The organism is Amycolatopsis japonica, from assembly GCF_000732925.1.
In the GTDB taxonomy this organism is placed as follows: domain Bacteria; phylum Actinomycetota; class Actinomycetes; order Mycobacteriales; family Pseudonocardiaceae; genus Amycolatopsis; species Amycolatopsis japonica.
On the sequence record NZ_CP008953.1, the window covers coordinates 4,173,786 to 4,188,973 of the forward strand.

The window sequence follows — 15,188 nt, forward strand, 5'->3', positions numbered from 1 at the left end:
CGGCGATGACCCGCACCAGCGCGATGCCATCGGTCCGCGAAGGCGAGCCCCGCCGCGGCGGCACGGTCACCTGGGCCTGCGCGCCCGGCTTCCCGCCGGCGGTGATCTTCCCGTTCACCCCGGCGGAACGCATGGGCATGCGCAACGTCCTGGAGTTCCAGGCCCTCATGTACCGCACCCTGTACTTCTTCGGCAGCGACGGCACACCGGAGGTCGACTACGCCTCCAGCATCGGCGAGCCTCCTGTATGGAGCGAGGATGGGCTCACCGTCACGGTCAAGATCAAACCGTGGAAATGGTCGAACGGCGAGACGTTGTGCGCCGACAACGTGTTGTTCTGGGTGAACCTGCTCAAGGTCAAGGGCGAACGGTACGGCGAATACACCCCCGGCTATTTCCCCGACAACTGCACGGACTACGGCAAGCTGTCCGAGGACACCTGCTACTTCACCTTCGACAAGGTCTACTCCCGGCGCTGGGTCCTGATGAACCAGCTCAGCCTGATCATCCCGCTGCCGAAGGCGTGGGATCGCACCGCGGCTGGCCCGGCGAACGCCTCCGGCGACCTCGCCGACGTCGAGGCGGTCTACGACTACCTGATGGCCGAGCAGGGCGACATCATCGACGAGGGCAACGAGCACCGCACCCGCTGGGCCGACAGTCCTGTGTGGAGTGTCGTGAGCGGGCCGTGGCGGTTGAAGAGCTACACCCTGGACGGGGTCGTGACGTTCGTGCCCAACGAACATTACTCCGGCCCGAACAAGCCGTATCTCGACGAATTCCGGCAGATCCCGTTCTCCTCCGACGAAGAGGAGTACCGCAGGCTGGAGAACGGGCCGGACGGCGAGGACGCGGTCCAGGTGGGGTACCTGCCGCTGAGCTTTGCCACCGGGCACACCGACGATCCCACCAAGGGCGGCGTCAACCCGTTGGCGGAGCACTACACGATGGTGCCGCAGGTGGCGTACTGCATCCGGTACACCAGCCTGAACTTCAACAATCCCACCGTGGTCGGGAAGATGTTCGCCCAGACCTACCTCCGCCAGGCGCTGCAGTGCACGCTCGACCAGGACGCCGCGGTCCGGGACATCTACCAGGGTTACGCCTACCGCCAGAACGGGCCGATGCCGATGCTTCCGGTGACCGACCTGGTGTCGCCGCCGCAGCGCGGCGGGGCGTGGCCGCTGCCCTTCGATCCCGGGCGGGCCAAGAAACTGCTGAGCGAAAACGGCTGGGACACCAGCGTCACGCCCGCGGTGTGCGTCGACCCGGAGCTCGCGGGCGAAGGGATCCCGCTCGGTACGAAGCTGAGCTTCCGGCTGCGTTACGTCGAAGGACGGCCGGCGCTGACCCGGCTGATGACCCAGTACAAGCGTGACGCCGCCGCCGCGGGGATCGAGCTGAGGCTCGAAGAGGTCTACGGCTCGATCCTGGTCGCGGAGGACGCGCCCTGCTACCCCACCGACGAAACCCCGTGCACCTGGGAGATGTGCTGCTGGAACGGCGGCTGGGTCTACCACCACCCGACCGGCGAGATCCTGTTCAGGACCGACGCGGGCGGCAATTTCGGCCACTATCACGACCCGGTGGCCGACGAGCTGATCGAGCGCACGGTCACCACCGACGATCCGGACGTCCTCTACGAGTACCAGGACTACATCGCCGAGCAGGTTCCGGTCGTCTTCAACCCCAACTTCCCGATCCGGTTGTTCGAGGTCGCCCGCTCCCTGCGCGGCTTCGAACCGGTCAATCCGTTCGGCATGATCAGCCCGGAGAACTGGTACTACGTCGATGGCTGAACCCGTCGCTCCCATCAGCGCGCACGGCATGCTGCTGTTCCTGCTCCAGCTGGGACTGCTGCTCGGGCTCGCCTTCGCCCTCGGACGGCTCGCCATCCGGCTGAAGATGCCGGCGGTGGTCGGCGAGCTGACCGCCGGTGTCCTCATCGGACCGTCGGTGCTCGCGCATCTGGCGCCAGGTCTGTCGGCCTGGTTGCTGCCGCATGACGCCACCCAGCTCAATCTGCTCGACGCCGTCGGGCAGCTCGGTGTCCTGCTGCTGGTCGGGATCACTGGGATGCACATGGATCTGAAGCTGGTGCGCCGCAAGGGCGGGCCCGCCGCCTGGACCAGTGCGGGCGGTCTGCTGGTGCCGCTGGGACTCGGCGTCGGGCTCGGTTTCGTGCTGCCCGCGTCGCTGATCCCTGCCGGGACCGACCGGGCCGTGTTCGCGCTTTTCCTCGGCGTGGCCATGGGCGTGAGCGCGATCCCGGTGATCGCGAAGACCCTGTTGGAGATGCGGCTGCTGCATCGCGACATCGGCCAGCTGATCGTCAGCGCCGCGGCCGTGGACGACATCGTCGGCTGGCTGTTGCTCTCGGTGGTGTCGGCGCTGGCCGTCACCGGGCTGGTCGCCGGTCAGGTGGCGTTCTCGATCGCCGGTCTGCTGGTGGTCTTGCTCCTCACCGTCGTCGCCGGAAGGCCGCTGGTCAACGCGTCGCTGCGCCTGGCGAGCCGGTCGTCCGAGCAGGGGCCGGGCATCGCCACCGTCGTGGTCCTGCTCCTGCTGGCCGCCGCGGGCACCCACGCGATGGGGATGGAACCGGTGCTGGGGACGTTGCTGTGCGGCATCCTGATCGGGTCGTCCAAACACGTCGACCTCGCGCGGCTGGCCCCGTTGCGCACGATCGTGCTGGCCGTGCTCACCCCGATCTACTTCGCCACCGCCGGGCTGCGGATGGACCTCACGGCGCTGCGCGACCCCGCCGTGCTCGGCTCGGCCTTACTGGTGCTGGTGGTCGCCGTCCTCGGCAAGTTCGCCGGCGCCTACCTCGGGGCCAGGGTGGGCGGGCTCAGCCACTGGGAGGGGCTGGCGCTCGGCAGCGGTCTCAACGCACGCGGCGTCATCCAGGTGATCGTCGCGATCGTCGGCCTGCGGCTCGGCGTACTGACCACCGCCACCTACACGATCATCGTGCTGGTGGCGATCGTGACCTCGCTGATGGCGCCGCCGACCCTGCGCCGCGCGGTGGGCCGGATCGCCGTCACGGAGCAGGAACGCGTACGGGAGAAGGGGTTCCATGTCCAGTGAGCGACCACGACTACTGCTGATCGCGTCCGGCTGGCAGGTGTTCAGGGAGTACCTGCTGCGATCGATCGGTACCCGGTTCCGGGTGCACCTGTTCCACACCGCGGAGCCGACCTGGGAACGGGAGTACATCACCGGCTGGACCGTGCTGCCCAGCACCATCGACGGTCCCGCCATGGCCCGCGAGGCGCTCCGGCTGAACGACGCCGGGCCGTTCGACGGAGTCCTGTGCTGGGACGAGGGCCGCATCCACGCCACCGCCCACGTCGCCGAAGCACTCGGGCTGCGGTGCGGCGACCCGGCGATGATCTGGCGGCTCCGGGACAAGGCGCAGACCCGCGCCGCGCTGGCCGAGGCCGGTGTTCCCCAGCCGCGGTCGGTCAAGGTGGGCACCCTCGCGCAGGCGCTGGCCGCGGCGGAAGAGGTGGGCTACCCGGCGATCTTGAAACCGCGCGGCCTCGGCGCCAGCCTCGGTGTGGTCCGGGTCGACAGCCCGGAGCGGCTCCGCGAGATGTTCGCCTTCACCCGCGACACCAAGGCACCCGATCCGGTGGTCTACGCCAGTGACCATCCGGTCCTGGTCGAGCAGTGCGTGACCGGCGAGGAGGTCAGCATCGATTCCGTCGTCGCGGACGGAAAGGTCACGCCGCTCTTCCTCGCCCGCAAGGTGGTCGGTTTCCCGCCTTACGCCGAAGAGGTCGGCCACTACGTGGACGCGGACGATCCCTTGCTCACCGACACCGCGTTCACCTCGATCCTGCAAGCCACGCATACCGCGCTGGGTTTCCGCGACGGCTGGACACATACCGAGTACATGCTGACCGGGACGGGCCCGAAACTCATCGAGGTCAACGGCAGGCTCGGCGGCGACCTGATCCCCTACCTCGGCGAGCTGGCGACCGGCATCGACCCCGGCGTCCTCGCCGCCGCGGCGGCCTGCGGTCACCCGCTGGACGTCCGGCCCACCCGGCGGCGAGTGGCCGGGATCCGGTTCTGCTACGTCGACCGGGACGACACCACCATCGCGGCGATCCGCTTCGATCCGGCGACCCTGCCGTCGAACCTGGACCAAGCGGTCACCATCGCCCAGCCGGGCGCCGTGATGTCCCCTCCGCCGAAAGGGACGGTCTGGGGCCGGGTCGCCTACGTAACCGCGGTCGCCGATTCGATCGCCGAATGCGCCCGGACCCTCGACGCCGCCCAGGCGTCGCTGCGCATCACCACTTCGCCGCTGGAAGAGTCGCTCGGCAGGCCGGTCATTGCTCTCGGTGATGAGGAAAGACCGCTTGGGCGAAACGTCGGGTGAAGGCGTGTGCTCCGAGGGCATCGGTGCTGTCGACGAATTGGTCGATGGCCCCGGTCAACGGCAGGTCGCGCAGAGCGGGGTCGTCGATGGTCGCGATCAGGGCCGCTGCGAAGCGCTCGGCGTGCAGCACCCGGTAGGGCCGGTCGTGGAACGAGCGCGTGCGGTCGTCGACCGGTTCGGTGAGTCCGGTCTCGTTGTGCAGGGCTGCGACGGTTTCATAGGCGATGGCCAAGTGGTGCTCCCGCTCATGCCAGCCGGTCGCCGCCAGACCTGCGGTGAGTATCGGTGTCAGCCGCGCCGCGCAGGGCAAGCGGGCGAAGGCGCTGCCGAGCCATTTGCCGTAAGGCGGATAGACCCGGCCGAGGAGCAGGCACAGGCGCATCAGATCGCGGCCGAGGCGCGCCGCGATGATCGCCGAGCCGAGTTCGTCGCCGACGTCGCCGCAGCGGCCGACGAAGGGTTCTTCCTGGCTGAGGCGTTGCCATTGGCAGGCCAGCAGGTAACGCCACACGTCGTCGGGATACCAGGCCAGCCGTCGTCGGACCGGGTGCAACCGGGCCAGACCATCGTGGAAGACCACGCCGGCGGTGGCTCCGGCGAGAACCTGGGTGGGGGTGGCCAGCCAGTCGAGGGTGGTGATTTCGTCCCGGGGATCGAAGCCGAGGTAGCCCGTCAGCCAGGCACCGAGTTCGGCGACCACGACACCGTGCTGGATGCGTCCGTGCGCCGGCCGCATGTGCCGCGTCCCCTGGTCCCCGATCGGGACCAGGTTGGTGGAATATCCGGCGATTGTGGCGGGCAGTCGCTCGGCGAGCATGTCGGCGATCCTGGCGCCGTGTTCGGCGAGTTCGCTGGGGCCCAGGAACAATTGCAGGCGCGGGCCCCAGTCGTGGTCGGTGGAGCGGGCGGTGTCGAACCCAAGCACCTCGGAGCCGGGACCGATCAACGCCGCGGTGTGGGCCAGGCCGGGAAAATGCCGGGACAGCAGGGGATGCACCGCCTCGCCATAGAGGCGGCCCGACAGTTCCGCTCCGGAGACGAACGCTGGAGGCACGCGGAGCAGCATGCCCGACGACATGCTCGTCCCGCGACCGGATTCAGCGACGACATACCGCGCCAGTAACATCAAGGCATGACCAACCGCTTAGTTTGTCTCGGTGATTCCTTCACTGAGGGTGTCGGCGACGAGGACCCGTCGTCCCCCAACGGCGTCCGCGGCTGGGCCGACCGCGTCGCGGGCACGCTCGCGGCGAATCACGAAGACTTCCGCTACGCCAACCTCGCGATCCGCGGCAAGCTCCTCGGTCAGGTCCTCACGGAGCAGCTCGACCCGGCGCTCGCGCTGAACCCGGATCTCGTGACGCTCTACGCCGGCGGCAACGACCTGATGCGGCCGAAGGTCGACATCGACGCCCTCATCGAGGATTACGACGTCGCGGTCGGCAAGGTGGTCGCCACCGGGGCGCGGGTCGTCCTGTTCACCGGTGTCGACGGGGTCGAAGACGCGTTGTTCCGCAGGATCCGGGGCCGCGTCGCGATCTACAACGAGCACGTCCGCGGGATCGCCGCACGCCATGGAGCGCTTCTGGTGGACATGTGGGCGATGCGCCAGTTGCGGGACAGGCGGCTCTGGGCGCCGGATCGTCTGCACCTGAACTCGTTGGGGCACAACGAGATCGCCATCGCCGTCCTCGACGCGCTCGGCGAGCCGCACAAGCTGACGCCCGCCACGCTCGGGCCGCGGCCGTCGTTGAGCCCGCAAGCACGGCGAACCGAAAACCTGCAGTGGGGCAAGGAGCACGCCGTCCCGTGGATCAAACGCAGGCTGCGGGGCGAGTCCTCGGGCGACGCGCTCATGCCGAAGCGGCCGACGATGGACCCCTACGCCTGACGCGGCCGAAGCCCGTCGAAGAGGATGCAGATCGTCCGGGCCCGGAATTCGGGTCCGGCATGCTCCGCCGCCTTCGCGGTTCCGATGATGACCGCGATCAGTTCTTCGACGCCGAGGTCCTTGCGGACGTCGCCGGTGTCCTGCGCCCGGCGGAGCAGCACGCCGAGCGCGTCCTTCAGACGGACACCGATGACCGACCCCGCCGACGGCACGCTGACGCCGGCCGCCGACAGGGCTTCGAAGTAGGCGTTCTTGGCGCCGGACATCTCGATCCAGCCGGTCAGGAAGCCGAAGAACGCGGCGCCCGGGTCGGACGAGTCGGCGGCAACCGTGGCCTCCGCTTCGTCGACGAAGCGGTGCAGGCGCGCGAAGAGCACCGCTTCCAGCAGCGCTTCTTTCGTCGGAAAGTGCCGGAACACCGTACCGACGCCGACGCCTGCTTCGCGGGCGACCTCTTCGGTGGGCGCACTGGTGCCTTTGGCCGCGAAGACGCGCTCCGCGGCCTCCAACACCCGTGTGCGGTTACGGCGGGCATCGGCTCGGAGCGGTTTCTCGTCCGTCACAGCGGGGATCCTAGACCCGTTGTCGAGCGCCTAGTCGGGCATCTCGTCCAACACGCGCGCCAGGGCCTTCGGCACCCCGGTCCGCCAGCCGCCGCCCATGATCCGGCGCGACATACGTTGGAAGTCGTCGTCCGGGTCGAAGCCCTCGTGGCTCAGGAACAGCCTGGTCCCATGGCCCTCCGGCACGAGCCGCCAGGTGACCGTCCACTCCGGACCCCAGCTGATGCTGAGCAGCCGCTCCGGCTCCACGGCCAATACCTCGCAGGCGACCGGGCCGCCCGCGAAACCCGCGGCGGGAACAGGATCCGCGAGGAGCTCGAATCGGTGTCCCACAACGGGTTTGATGTCGTTCGGCATCCGAAGCCAGCGTTCCAGCAGTTGGGGTTCGGTCAACGCGCGCCACACCTTGCGCGGCGGATGCGCCAGGAACTGGTCGACGTGAACGGCCGTCGGATCGTCGTCGTTCAGAAGTCCTCCTCGTCCAGCAGGTCGCGCAGGTTCCCCAGCTTTCCGCGCCAGTACCGCTCATAGGGCGAAAGCCAGTCGGAGACTTCTCGCAGCGGCGCGGCGTCCAGAGAGTAGACGCGATTGCGGCCCTGCCTCTCCTCCCGGACGAGCCCGGCCTCACGGAGCACCCGAAGGTGTTCCGACAGGCTCGGCCGCCGCATGTCGAACCGTTCGGCGATCTCCCCCGCCGCCCGCGGACCGTCGAGGAGGATGCCCAGCACTTCCCGCCGGGCCGGATTGGCCAGCGCGGCGAAGACGTCGTCGTTGACCGGCACTAGCGCGGCCAGTTCCCGTAGCCCGAAGCTTCGAGCAGCCCCATCGCGTTGCCGTCAGGATCCTTCAGTGACGTCACCCGCCCCCACGGCATCTCCTCCGCGTCGCCGACCTCGACGCCTTGGGCGCGGAGCTCCGCGATGTCGGCGTCGACGTCCGTGGTGGTCAGCTGGAAATGCACACGCGTGTCGTGATCCAGCCCGCCGACCGCGCGATCGACGAGGACGAGCCCGGTGTCCGCCCCCTTGGGGCCGACCATGACGAACGGACCGTGCGGGCCGCTGACGTCGACGAGCAGGTCGAAGCCGAGTTTGCCGAGGTAGAAGTCCCGCGCCTCGGTCAGATCGGAGACCGGCACGGTGAGGAATTGGATGCGGTCGATGTTCATGGCCCGACCATACGTAGGAGATTTCCTACATGTCAACTTTCGGCGCCCGTACAACCTCGACATAGATAGAGGTCCAGGGTTCGTGACCAGCGCCGCAACGGCTTGAGTTCGCCTATGGACGAACTTTTAGCGTCGTCGCCATGAGCACAGAAACCACCACGCAGTCCCCCATCCGCCTCGCCGTCATCATCGGCAGCGTCCGGCACGAACGCTTCGCCGACGCCATCACGGGCTGGCTGCTGACCGAACTCGCCACGATCGACGGTGTGGAGGTCGATCCGATCGACCTCGCCGACATCGACCTTCCGTTGCAGGGAACGCGGCCCGGTGGCACCGAGACGGTGATCAGCGACAGGCTGCGCGACGCGGACGCCTTCCTCGTCGTCACTCCCGAGTACAACCACAGCTTCCCCGCGGCGCTGAAGAACGCGATCGACTGGCACTTCACCGAATGGGCGTACAAGCCCGTCGCGTTCGTCGGCTACGGCGCGGGATCGGGCGGGATCCGCGCGATCGAGCAACTGCGGCTGATCTTCCCCGAACTGCGCGCCACCACCATCCGCGACGCGGTCCTGCTGAACGCTCCGTGGACCCGCCTCGGCCCGAACGGCTACGAAGGAACCGAAGGCGAACGCGGCGCGCTGGCCGCCACGATGACCGAACTGGGCTGGTGGGCCCGCACCCTGCGCACCGGACGCGTCGCGGCTCAGGTGAGTGCGTCATGAACCGCCTGACCGGACGGGAGCTGCGCATCGCGGCGGTGATCGCGCTCGGCGGGCTGATGGCCGTTCTCGACACCACGATCGTCGCCGTCGCGCTGCCGCGGTTCATGACCACCTTCTCCGCGTCGCTCACCACGATCCAGTGGATCGCGACCGGCTACGCGCTCGGCATGGTCGCGGCGATGCCGCTCGCGGCGACCTTCGCGCAACGGTGGGGAGCGCGCCGGGTCTATCTGGCCGCGCTGCTCGTGTTCGCGGTGGCGTCCGTGGCCGCCGGTGCGGCCGGTGATCTGGGCTGGCTGATCGCCGCACGGGTCGTCCAAGGTCTCGCGGGCGGCCTGATCAACCCCTTGGGGATGACCATCGGCTTCGGCGCGGTGGCCCCGGAACGCCGAAGCCGGATGACCACGATCACCGGACTTCCCTTGCTGATCGGGCCGATCCTCGGCCCGATGCTCGGCGGGATCCTGCTCGACGCGCTGTCGTGGCGGGCACTGTTCTTCATCACCGTTCCGCCCGCCCTGCTCGCCGTCGCAGGGGTGCTCCGCTGGGTGCCCGCCGACGTCCCGTCGGCCGAACGCATTCCGATCGACGTGGCCGGTGGTCTCCTGCTCGTCCCGGGTGTCGTCGCGGTGGCGTACGGATTCAGCGAAGAGACGGCAGGTCTCGAGTTCCGGGTGGCGATCGTCGCCGTCGGGCTGGCGCTCATGGCGGTCTTCACGCGCCGTTCGTGGCGTCATCGCGCACCGCTGCTGAACGTCCGGCTCCTGCGCGACCGGACGTTCGGGCGCAATGCCGCCATTCTCGTCCTGTACGCCGGGCCGTACTTCGGTTCGATGCTGCTGATGCCCGCCTACATCCAGGTGATCCGCGGCGACTCGGCCCTGATCAGCGCGACGATGATGGTTCCGGGCACGATCGGGATGGGCATCGCCATCCAGTTCGCCGCCCGCCTCCTGGAACGCTTCGGCCCGCGGATCGTCGTCGGGACCGGGCTGAGCCTGGCGGTCGCCTCGACCGCGCTGACCGTCCTCGTCCTCGCGCCGGACACGTCGTACACGGTGCTGGCGATCTTGGGCGTACTCCAAGGTGCGGGCACCGGAGCGATCATGATGCCCACCATCGTGAGCGCGGGCCGCGACCTGCGGGGCCCGGATCTCGCGTCCGGTTCCACGATCCTCCCGCTGGCCAGCACCATCGCGAGCGCGGTCGGCACCGCGGCGGTGAGCGCGGTGTTCACCGGGCTGATCGCGGGTGCCACCGGAGGACAGGGGCTCGCCGCGGTGAACGTTTCGCCGGCGCTCACCGGGGAGATCGTCGACGCGTATCGTCTGACCCTCGTCGGCGTGCTCGCGGTCATGGTGCTCGCCCTGGTGGTCAGGCTGCGGACCCGGCCCACCACCCCGACAGCGGAACCCACGACGGTACGGAGCGCGGCATGACGACAACGACACTCGGTGCACACCTGACCATCGGCGAGGTCGCGAGCAAGGCCGGGGTCTCGGCCAACGCCGTCCGGTACTACGAGCGCTACCGCGTCATCACAGCCGAGCGCACCGCGGGCAACGCACGCCGCTTCACGGTCGACGCCATCTGCCGGATCCGGCTCGCGGTCGCCGCCCAGCGGGTCGGGCTCAGCCTCGCCGAAAGCGCGGAGATCCTGGCCGAGATCCCGCCGATGTCCCCCGATCTCGAGCAGTGGTCGCGCGCGGGGCAACGGCTCATCGACGCCGGGCAGGCCCGCATCGCCGAACTCACCTCGGTGGTCGACGAGTACCGGACGCTCGAGTTCCTCAGGAATTGAACGGTGCTTCCGCGGGGTTCGTCCAGCGGAACCGGGGTCCAGCGGCCCGTGGACCAAGTCCGTGAAGGCCTCCTTACCTACCCTGAGGGTAGTGAAGGAGGCCTTCACGGACCTGCCGAACCCCGCAAGAAACACGAGAGAGGGCCGCCCCGAACAGGACGACCCTCTCTCACGTCGAAACGGCTCAGCGCTGCGGCGGCGGACCACCCTGCGGACCGCCGAACGGACCCTGCTGCGGGAACGGCCCGCTGCCCGGTCCCTGCGACGGCGGGCCCTGGTACGGACCACCCTGCGGCCCCGCGGGCGGCTGCGGCTGCGGCAGCCGCGAAGGCGGCGGGGCCTGCGGAGGCTCCGGAGCAGCCTCCGGCTCGGGAGCCGGAGCGGCCTTCGGGACCTGACGCGGAGCGGGCGGCTCCTGCCGCGGCGTCGCGACGCCCAGCGCCGGAACTTCCTTGCGCGCCACGGCTTCCGCGGCCGCGACGGCCTCGGCGACCTTCGGGTCGCTGGAGGTGTCGAACCAGCCCTGGACCTCTTCGTCCTCCAGGTCCGGCTTCTCGACCGGGTCTTCCTTCGGCGGCTCGTAGCGGAACACACCGTCGTCGCCAGGGGCGCCGAGCGCGCGGGCGAAGCCTTCCAGGGCCTTGCCGTAGTCGCTCGGGATCATCCAGACCTTGTTCGCGTCGCCCTGCGCCATCTGCGGCAGGGTCTGCAGGTACTGGTACGCCAAAACCTCGGGCGTCGGGCGCCCGGCCTTGATCGCCGCGAAGACCTTCTCGATGGCCTTCGCCTGCCCCTGCGCCTGCAGGTACCGGGCGGCACGCTCACCCTGCGCCCGCAGGATCCGCGACTGCCGCTCGGCCTCCGCGCTCAGGATCGCGGCCTGCTTGGCACCTTCGGCCGCGAGGATCTGGCTCTGCTTCTGACCTTCGGCGGTCTTGATCGCCGATTCCCGCTGACCTTCGGCGGTCAGGATCATCGCGCGCTTCTCACGGTCGGCGCGCATCTGCTTCTCCATCGAATCCTGGATGGAGGGCGGCGGGTCGATCGCCTTCAGTTCGACACGGGCGACGCGGATGCCCCAGCGGCCGGTGGCCTCGTCGAGCACCCCGCGCAGCTGGCTGTTGATCGAGTCACGCGAGGTCAGCGTCTGCTCGAGGCTCATGCCACCGACGACGTTACGCAGCGTCGTGGTGGTCAGCTGCTCGACACCGACGATGTAGTTCGAGATCTCGTAGACCGCGGCCCTCGAGTCGGTGACCTGGAAGTACACGACCGTGTCGATGGACACGGTCAGGTTGTCCTCGGTGATCACGGGCTGGGGTGGGAAGGAGACGACCTGCTCGCGGAGGTCGATCCGCGCCCGCACCTTGTCCAGGAAGGGCACCAGAAACGTCAGGCCGGGAGAAGCCACCGTCCGGAACCGGCCCAGCCGTTCGATCACGGCTGACTGCGCCTGTGGCACCACCATGATCGCCTTGACCACGACGACGACCACGAACAACGCGAGCAGTCCGACGACGATGAACACCACTGTCTCTGACAACTACCTTCCCCTTACGTAGAAACCTGTTGCGGTGCGGCCGTCCGGCTCACAGCTCGGCCGAGACGACCGCCGTGGCGCCCGAGATCTCGACGACCGTCACCGATGTCCCCGGGGCGATCGGTTCCCCTTCGGTCATGCATCGTGCCGACCAGACGTCGCCCGCCAGCTTCACCTGGCCCGCTTCGACGTCCACTGTGGACACTACTACCGCTCGCGCGCCGATCAGCGCGTCGGTGTTGGTCTTGATGTCCGGCCCCGAGAGGAACCGGCGCTTGAGGGTCGGCCGGACGAGCGCGAGCATCCCGACCGAGACGACGGCGAACACCGCGACGTCGATGAACGGGTTCCCGGTCAAGGCGGCCGAGCCCGCCCCGAACAGGGCCCCGACGCCGACCATGAGCAGGAACAGATCACCCGAGAGCAGCTCGGCGATGATCAAGAGGATGCCGGCGATCAGCCAGATGAGAGCGCCTGTCATGCGTTCATGCTCCCAGATCGCGTCGATTCATACCGAAGAAGCGAAACCGACGTGACCGACGCGTGACCTTGAGTGACCTCGCGCAAATCGGTCATTCAGGACTCTTCGCCAGGGTCGGAGACGAAGTCGATGAGCCGTTCCACCGCTCCGATCAGCGGCGTTTCCAAATCCCGGTAGCTGCCGACGGCCGCCAGGATCCGCTGCCAGCCCTCCCACGGCTCACCCCAGCCCAGCGCGTCGCACACGCCCTCTTTCCACTCCGTGCCGCGCGGGATCTTCGGCCAGGCGCGGATACCCACCACCGACGGCTTCACGGCCTCCCAGATGTCGATGTACGGATGACCGGTGATCAGCACGTTCTCGTCGCGGATGGCGTCGACGATCCGGGACTCCTTGCTGCCCGCGACCAGGTGGTCGACCAGCACGCCGAGCCGCCGTCCTGGCCCGGTGCCGAACTCGTCGATACGGTCGGACAGCACGTCCACACCATCGAGTGGTTCCACGACCACGCCTTCGACGCGCAGATCGTGTCCCCAGACCCGCTCGACGAGTTCGGCGTCGTGCTTGCCCTCCACCCAGATCCGCGAATCGCGCGCGACCCGGGCCTTGAGTCCCTGGACCTGCACCGACCCGGACGCGGAGATCCGGCGGGCCGGGGTCTTCGGGGCCGCCTTCGCCGGCACCAGCGTGACCGGTTTGCCTTCGAGCAGGAAACCCGCGGGGTTGAGCGGGAACACGCGGTGCTTGCCGTGGCGGTCTTCGAGGACGACGTTGCCGTACTCGATCTTCACCACGGCACCGCAGTAGCCGCTGGCGGGGTCTTCGACCACGAGCCCCGGTTCCGCGGGCACCTCGGGGATCTTCCGCTTGCGCGGACCGGACAGCACGTCGTCGTACGAATGGGAGCGCACGGCGCCCGACGCTAGCGGCGCCCGGGGCCGGCGTCTCCCCGCCACGCCGGTCAGGCGGCCATCCGCACCATCGCTTCGACGAACGGGGTCCGCTCGCCCCGCTCCAGCGGGCGCATGACGAACAGCGGTGCGAGCGCGACGCACCACGCGCGGACCCGTTCGGCGTCGAAACCCGGCAGATACGGTGCGATCGCGTCGAAACCGTCTTCGAGCGTTCCGCCGTCGCGCATCGGCAACGTGACCCAGTCGGCCAGATCGAACCACGGATCACCGACGCTCGGCCGCGGATCGATCGCGACCGCGCCCCTCCCGGGCCCGCCGTCGAGGACGTTGCCCGGATGCAGATCCCCGTGCACGATCGCGTGACCTCCCCCGCCGGTCGCCAACGCGAGCGCCCGCCGCCTAGCCCGATCAAGGGTCTCCAGCGAAAGCGTGGCTTCGGCCACCGAACCCCGCAGCCCACGCTCGGCGAGGTCGTACATGAAGACGACACGGTCTTCCAGCGTCGAGAACTCCGGCGGCGGGGCCACCGCGTGGATCTGGACCAGCAGGTCGCCGACCTCGGCCCACGGGACGTTCGCCCCCGCCTCCAGCAGTTGCGTGCCCGGGTCGATGCCTTCCAGCAGGATCGCCCCGTCGGCGAGTGCGGTGTCCAGCACCTGCACGACGCGCGAGCAGCCGTCCCACGCCCGCAGCGCGGCGGCCTCCGACGCGGCGATCGCGTGATCCGGCGTCAGCTTGAGGACCTTCTTGACGCCGTCGTCCCCGGCACAGATCAGAGTCCGCCCGGTGTTACCCGGTTTCGCGTCGACGACGGTGAGCCCCCATCGCGCCGCCAGCCGCGCCACGAGAGCGGGCACTGCGTCGCACCACGCCGCGACCTCCGCCCCGAACCGCGTGACCAGACGCGCACGCGCCTCGTCGTCGATCAGAACAACGGCCACGGGATGGCACGCCAGTCGTCGCCCGGCTCCGGGAACACAGCCTCGGCCAGGAGCAGTTCGGTGCGCTCGGCCAGCGCGCGGATCTCGAACCCGGAGAGATGCTCGCCGAGCGCGTCACCGAGTTCGCCGTCCAGCTTCTCGCGCAAGCCACGCAGCTTGCCGATCTCGTCCTCGGTCAGCCGCTCGCCGATCCAGCCCCAGAGCACCGTCCGCAGCTTCGGGTCGGTGTGCAGGCAGATCCCGTGGTCCACGCCGTAGACGCGGCCGTCGGCGCCGGCGAGCACGTGGCCGCCCTTGCGGTCGGTGTTGTTGACCACGATGTCGAGTACGGCCAGTTCCCGCATCCCCTGCCGGTTCGCGTGCGCGAGCACCGCGGGTTCGCCGTCGCGATCGTGCGCATGCAGCACGACGCGCCAATCGTCCGGCACGCTGTCCGGGGACCGGACGTCGACCAGTTCCTCGTCGGTGGTCTCGATCCACAGCTGCACCATGCCGGGCCCGAACGGACCGTCACGCAGCACCGTCGGCGGGATCGCGCCGAGCCCGGAGGCGTCGGCGATCATCGCCGTCGCGACCTCACGGCCGGCGAGCGTCCCGTCCGGGAAGTCCCACAGCGGCCGCTCACCGGAAACCGGCTTGTACACGACGTTGCCGGTGACGCCGTCGAGCTCGATCGTGCAGAACAACGTGACGTTGGAGGCGTCGACGAGCCTGCCTTCGACGTCGATCTTGCCGCGCGTCACCAGGTCCCGCGAAGTCTCCGTCACCTCG

General features: G+C 69.1%; 17 protein-coding genes. 7 read left to right on the plus strand and 10 right to left on the minus strand.

The features are described from left to right. Positions 1-5 precede the first annotated feature (5 nt). Genes AJAP_RS19370 through AJAP_RS19380 form a run of 3 tightly spaced genes read left to right on the plus strand, consistent with a single transcriptional unit; the run spans position 6 to position 4,393 of the window. Entirely contained in the window at positions 6-1,799 is a 1,794-nt protein-coding gene (locus AJAP_RS19370; RefSeq protein WP_038523450.1) for an ABC transporter substrate-binding protein, read from the plus strand. Then, positions 1,792-3,090: a cation:proton antiporter gene (locus AJAP_RS19375; RefSeq protein ID WP_038513705.1), complete on the plus strand. Its 1,299-nt coding sequence runs from the start codon at positions 1,792-1,794 to the stop codon at positions 3,088-3,090. The genes AJAP_RS19370 and AJAP_RS19375 overlap by 8 nt, the downstream gene beginning before the upstream one ends. Then, positions 3,080-4,393, plus strand: a complete 1,314-nt coding sequence (locus tag AJAP_RS19380; RefSeq protein WP_063777813.1) for an ATP-grasp domain-containing protein — start codon at positions 3,080-3,082, stop codon at positions 4,391-4,393. Before AJAP_RS19375 ends, AJAP_RS19380 begins: the two co-directional genes overlap by 11 nt. On the opposite strand, the gene AJAP_RS19385 is transcribed toward AJAP_RS19380, so the two are convergent. Next, positions 4,344-5,459, minus strand: a complete 1,116-nt coding sequence (locus AJAP_RS19385) for a DUF4037 domain-containing protein (protein ID WP_038523457.1) — start codon at positions 5,457-5,459, stop codon at positions 4,344-4,346. The genes AJAP_RS19380 and AJAP_RS19385 overlap by 50 nt on opposite strands. A 66-nt stretch (positions 5,460-5,525) precedes the next feature. On the opposite strand from AJAP_RS19385, the gene AJAP_RS19390 reads away from it, so the two are divergent. Further along, positions 5,526-6,284, plus strand: coding sequence for an SGNH/GDSL hydrolase family protein (locus AJAP_RS19390; protein ID WP_038513707.1), 759 nt, complete (start codon positions 5,526-5,528; stop codon positions 6,282-6,284). Here AJAP_RS19390 and AJAP_RS19395 read toward each other — a convergent pair. From AJAP_RS19395 to AJAP_RS19410, 4 genes are read right to left on the minus strand one after another with little or no spacing between them, the layout of a single operon-like run. Further along, positions 6,275-6,847 (minus strand): TetR/AcrR family transcriptional regulator, encoded by a 573-nt coding sequence (locus tag AJAP_RS19395; RefSeq protein WP_038513709.1) that lies wholly within the window; start codon positions 6,845-6,847, stop codon positions 6,275-6,277. The genes AJAP_RS19390 and AJAP_RS19395 overlap by 10 nt on opposite strands. A gap of 30 nt (positions 6,848-6,877) precedes the next feature. Then, positions 6,878-7,366, minus strand: a complete 489-nt coding sequence (locus tag AJAP_RS19400) for an SRPBCC family protein (protein ID WP_228695011.1) — start codon at positions 7,364-7,366, stop codon at positions 6,878-6,880. Next, positions 7,312-7,629, minus strand: coding sequence for a metalloregulator ArsR/SmtB family transcription factor (locus AJAP_RS19405; protein WP_038513714.1), 318 nt, complete (start codon positions 7,627-7,629; stop codon positions 7,312-7,314). The genes AJAP_RS19400 and AJAP_RS19405 overlap by 55 nt, the downstream gene beginning before the upstream one ends. Next, positions 7,629-8,015, minus strand: a complete 387-nt coding sequence (locus AJAP_RS19410) for a VOC family protein (protein WP_038513717.1) — start codon at positions 8,013-8,015, stop codon at positions 7,629-7,631. Before AJAP_RS19410 ends, AJAP_RS19405 begins: the two co-directional genes overlap by 1 nt. Positions 8,016-8,155: 140 nt before the next feature. Between AJAP_RS19410 and AJAP_RS19415 the strand changes: the two genes are divergently transcribed. Genes AJAP_RS19415 through AJAP_RS19425 form a run of 3 tightly spaced genes read left to right on the plus strand, consistent with a single transcriptional unit; the run spans position 8,156 to position 10,541 of the window. Continuing rightward, positions 8,156-8,740 carry an NADPH-dependent FMN reductase gene (locus AJAP_RS19415; protein WP_038513720.1) on the plus strand — a complete coding sequence of 195 codons (585 nt, stop codon included), beginning with the start codon at positions 8,156-8,158 and terminating at the stop codon, positions 8,738-8,740. Beyond that, positions 8,737-10,179 carry a DHA2 family efflux MFS transporter permease subunit gene (locus tag AJAP_RS19420; RefSeq protein WP_038513722.1) on the plus strand — a complete coding sequence of 481 codons (1,443 nt, stop codon included), beginning with the start codon at positions 8,737-8,739 and terminating at the stop codon, positions 10,177-10,179. The genes AJAP_RS19415 and AJAP_RS19420 overlap by 4 nt, the downstream gene beginning before the upstream one ends. Next, positions 10,176-10,541 carry a MerR family transcriptional regulator gene (locus tag AJAP_RS19425; RefSeq protein WP_038513725.1) on the plus strand — a complete coding sequence of 122 codons (366 nt, stop codon included), beginning with the start codon at positions 10,176-10,178 and terminating at the stop codon, positions 10,539-10,541. Before AJAP_RS19420 ends, AJAP_RS19425 begins: the two co-directional genes overlap by 4 nt. 184 nt (positions 10,542-10,725) lie before the next feature. On the opposite strand, the gene AJAP_RS19430 is transcribed toward AJAP_RS19425, so the two are convergent. From AJAP_RS19430 to AJAP_RS19450, 5 genes are all read right to left on the minus strand, one after another. Beyond that, complete coding sequence (locus AJAP_RS19430) at positions 10,726-12,072, minus strand: SPFH domain-containing protein (RefSeq protein WP_016334240.1); 1,347 nt, start codon at positions 12,070-12,072, stop codon at positions 10,726-10,728. Positions 12,073-12,130: 58 nt separating this feature from the next. After that, complete coding sequence (locus AJAP_RS19435; protein ID WP_038513731.1) at positions 12,131-12,562, minus strand: NfeD family protein; 432 nt, start codon at positions 12,560-12,562, stop codon at positions 12,131-12,133. Positions 12,563-12,657: 95 nt separating this feature from the next. Continuing rightward, entirely contained in the window at positions 12,658-13,473 is an 816-nt protein-coding gene (locus AJAP_RS19440; protein WP_038513733.1) for a DUF3097 domain-containing protein, read from the minus strand. Between the two features lie 50 nt (positions 13,474-13,523). Further along, entirely contained in the window at positions 13,524-14,417 is an 894-nt protein-coding gene (locus tag AJAP_RS19445) for an aminoglycoside phosphotransferase family protein (protein ID WP_038513735.1), read from the minus strand. Beyond that, a complete protein-coding gene (locus AJAP_RS19450; protein WP_038513737.1) occupies positions 14,402-15,184 on the minus strand; it encodes an SCO1664 family protein in 783 nt (260 codons plus the stop codon). Before AJAP_RS19450 ends, AJAP_RS19445 begins: the two co-directional genes overlap by 16 nt. Between the last annotated feature and the right edge of the window lie 4 nt (positions 15,185-15,188).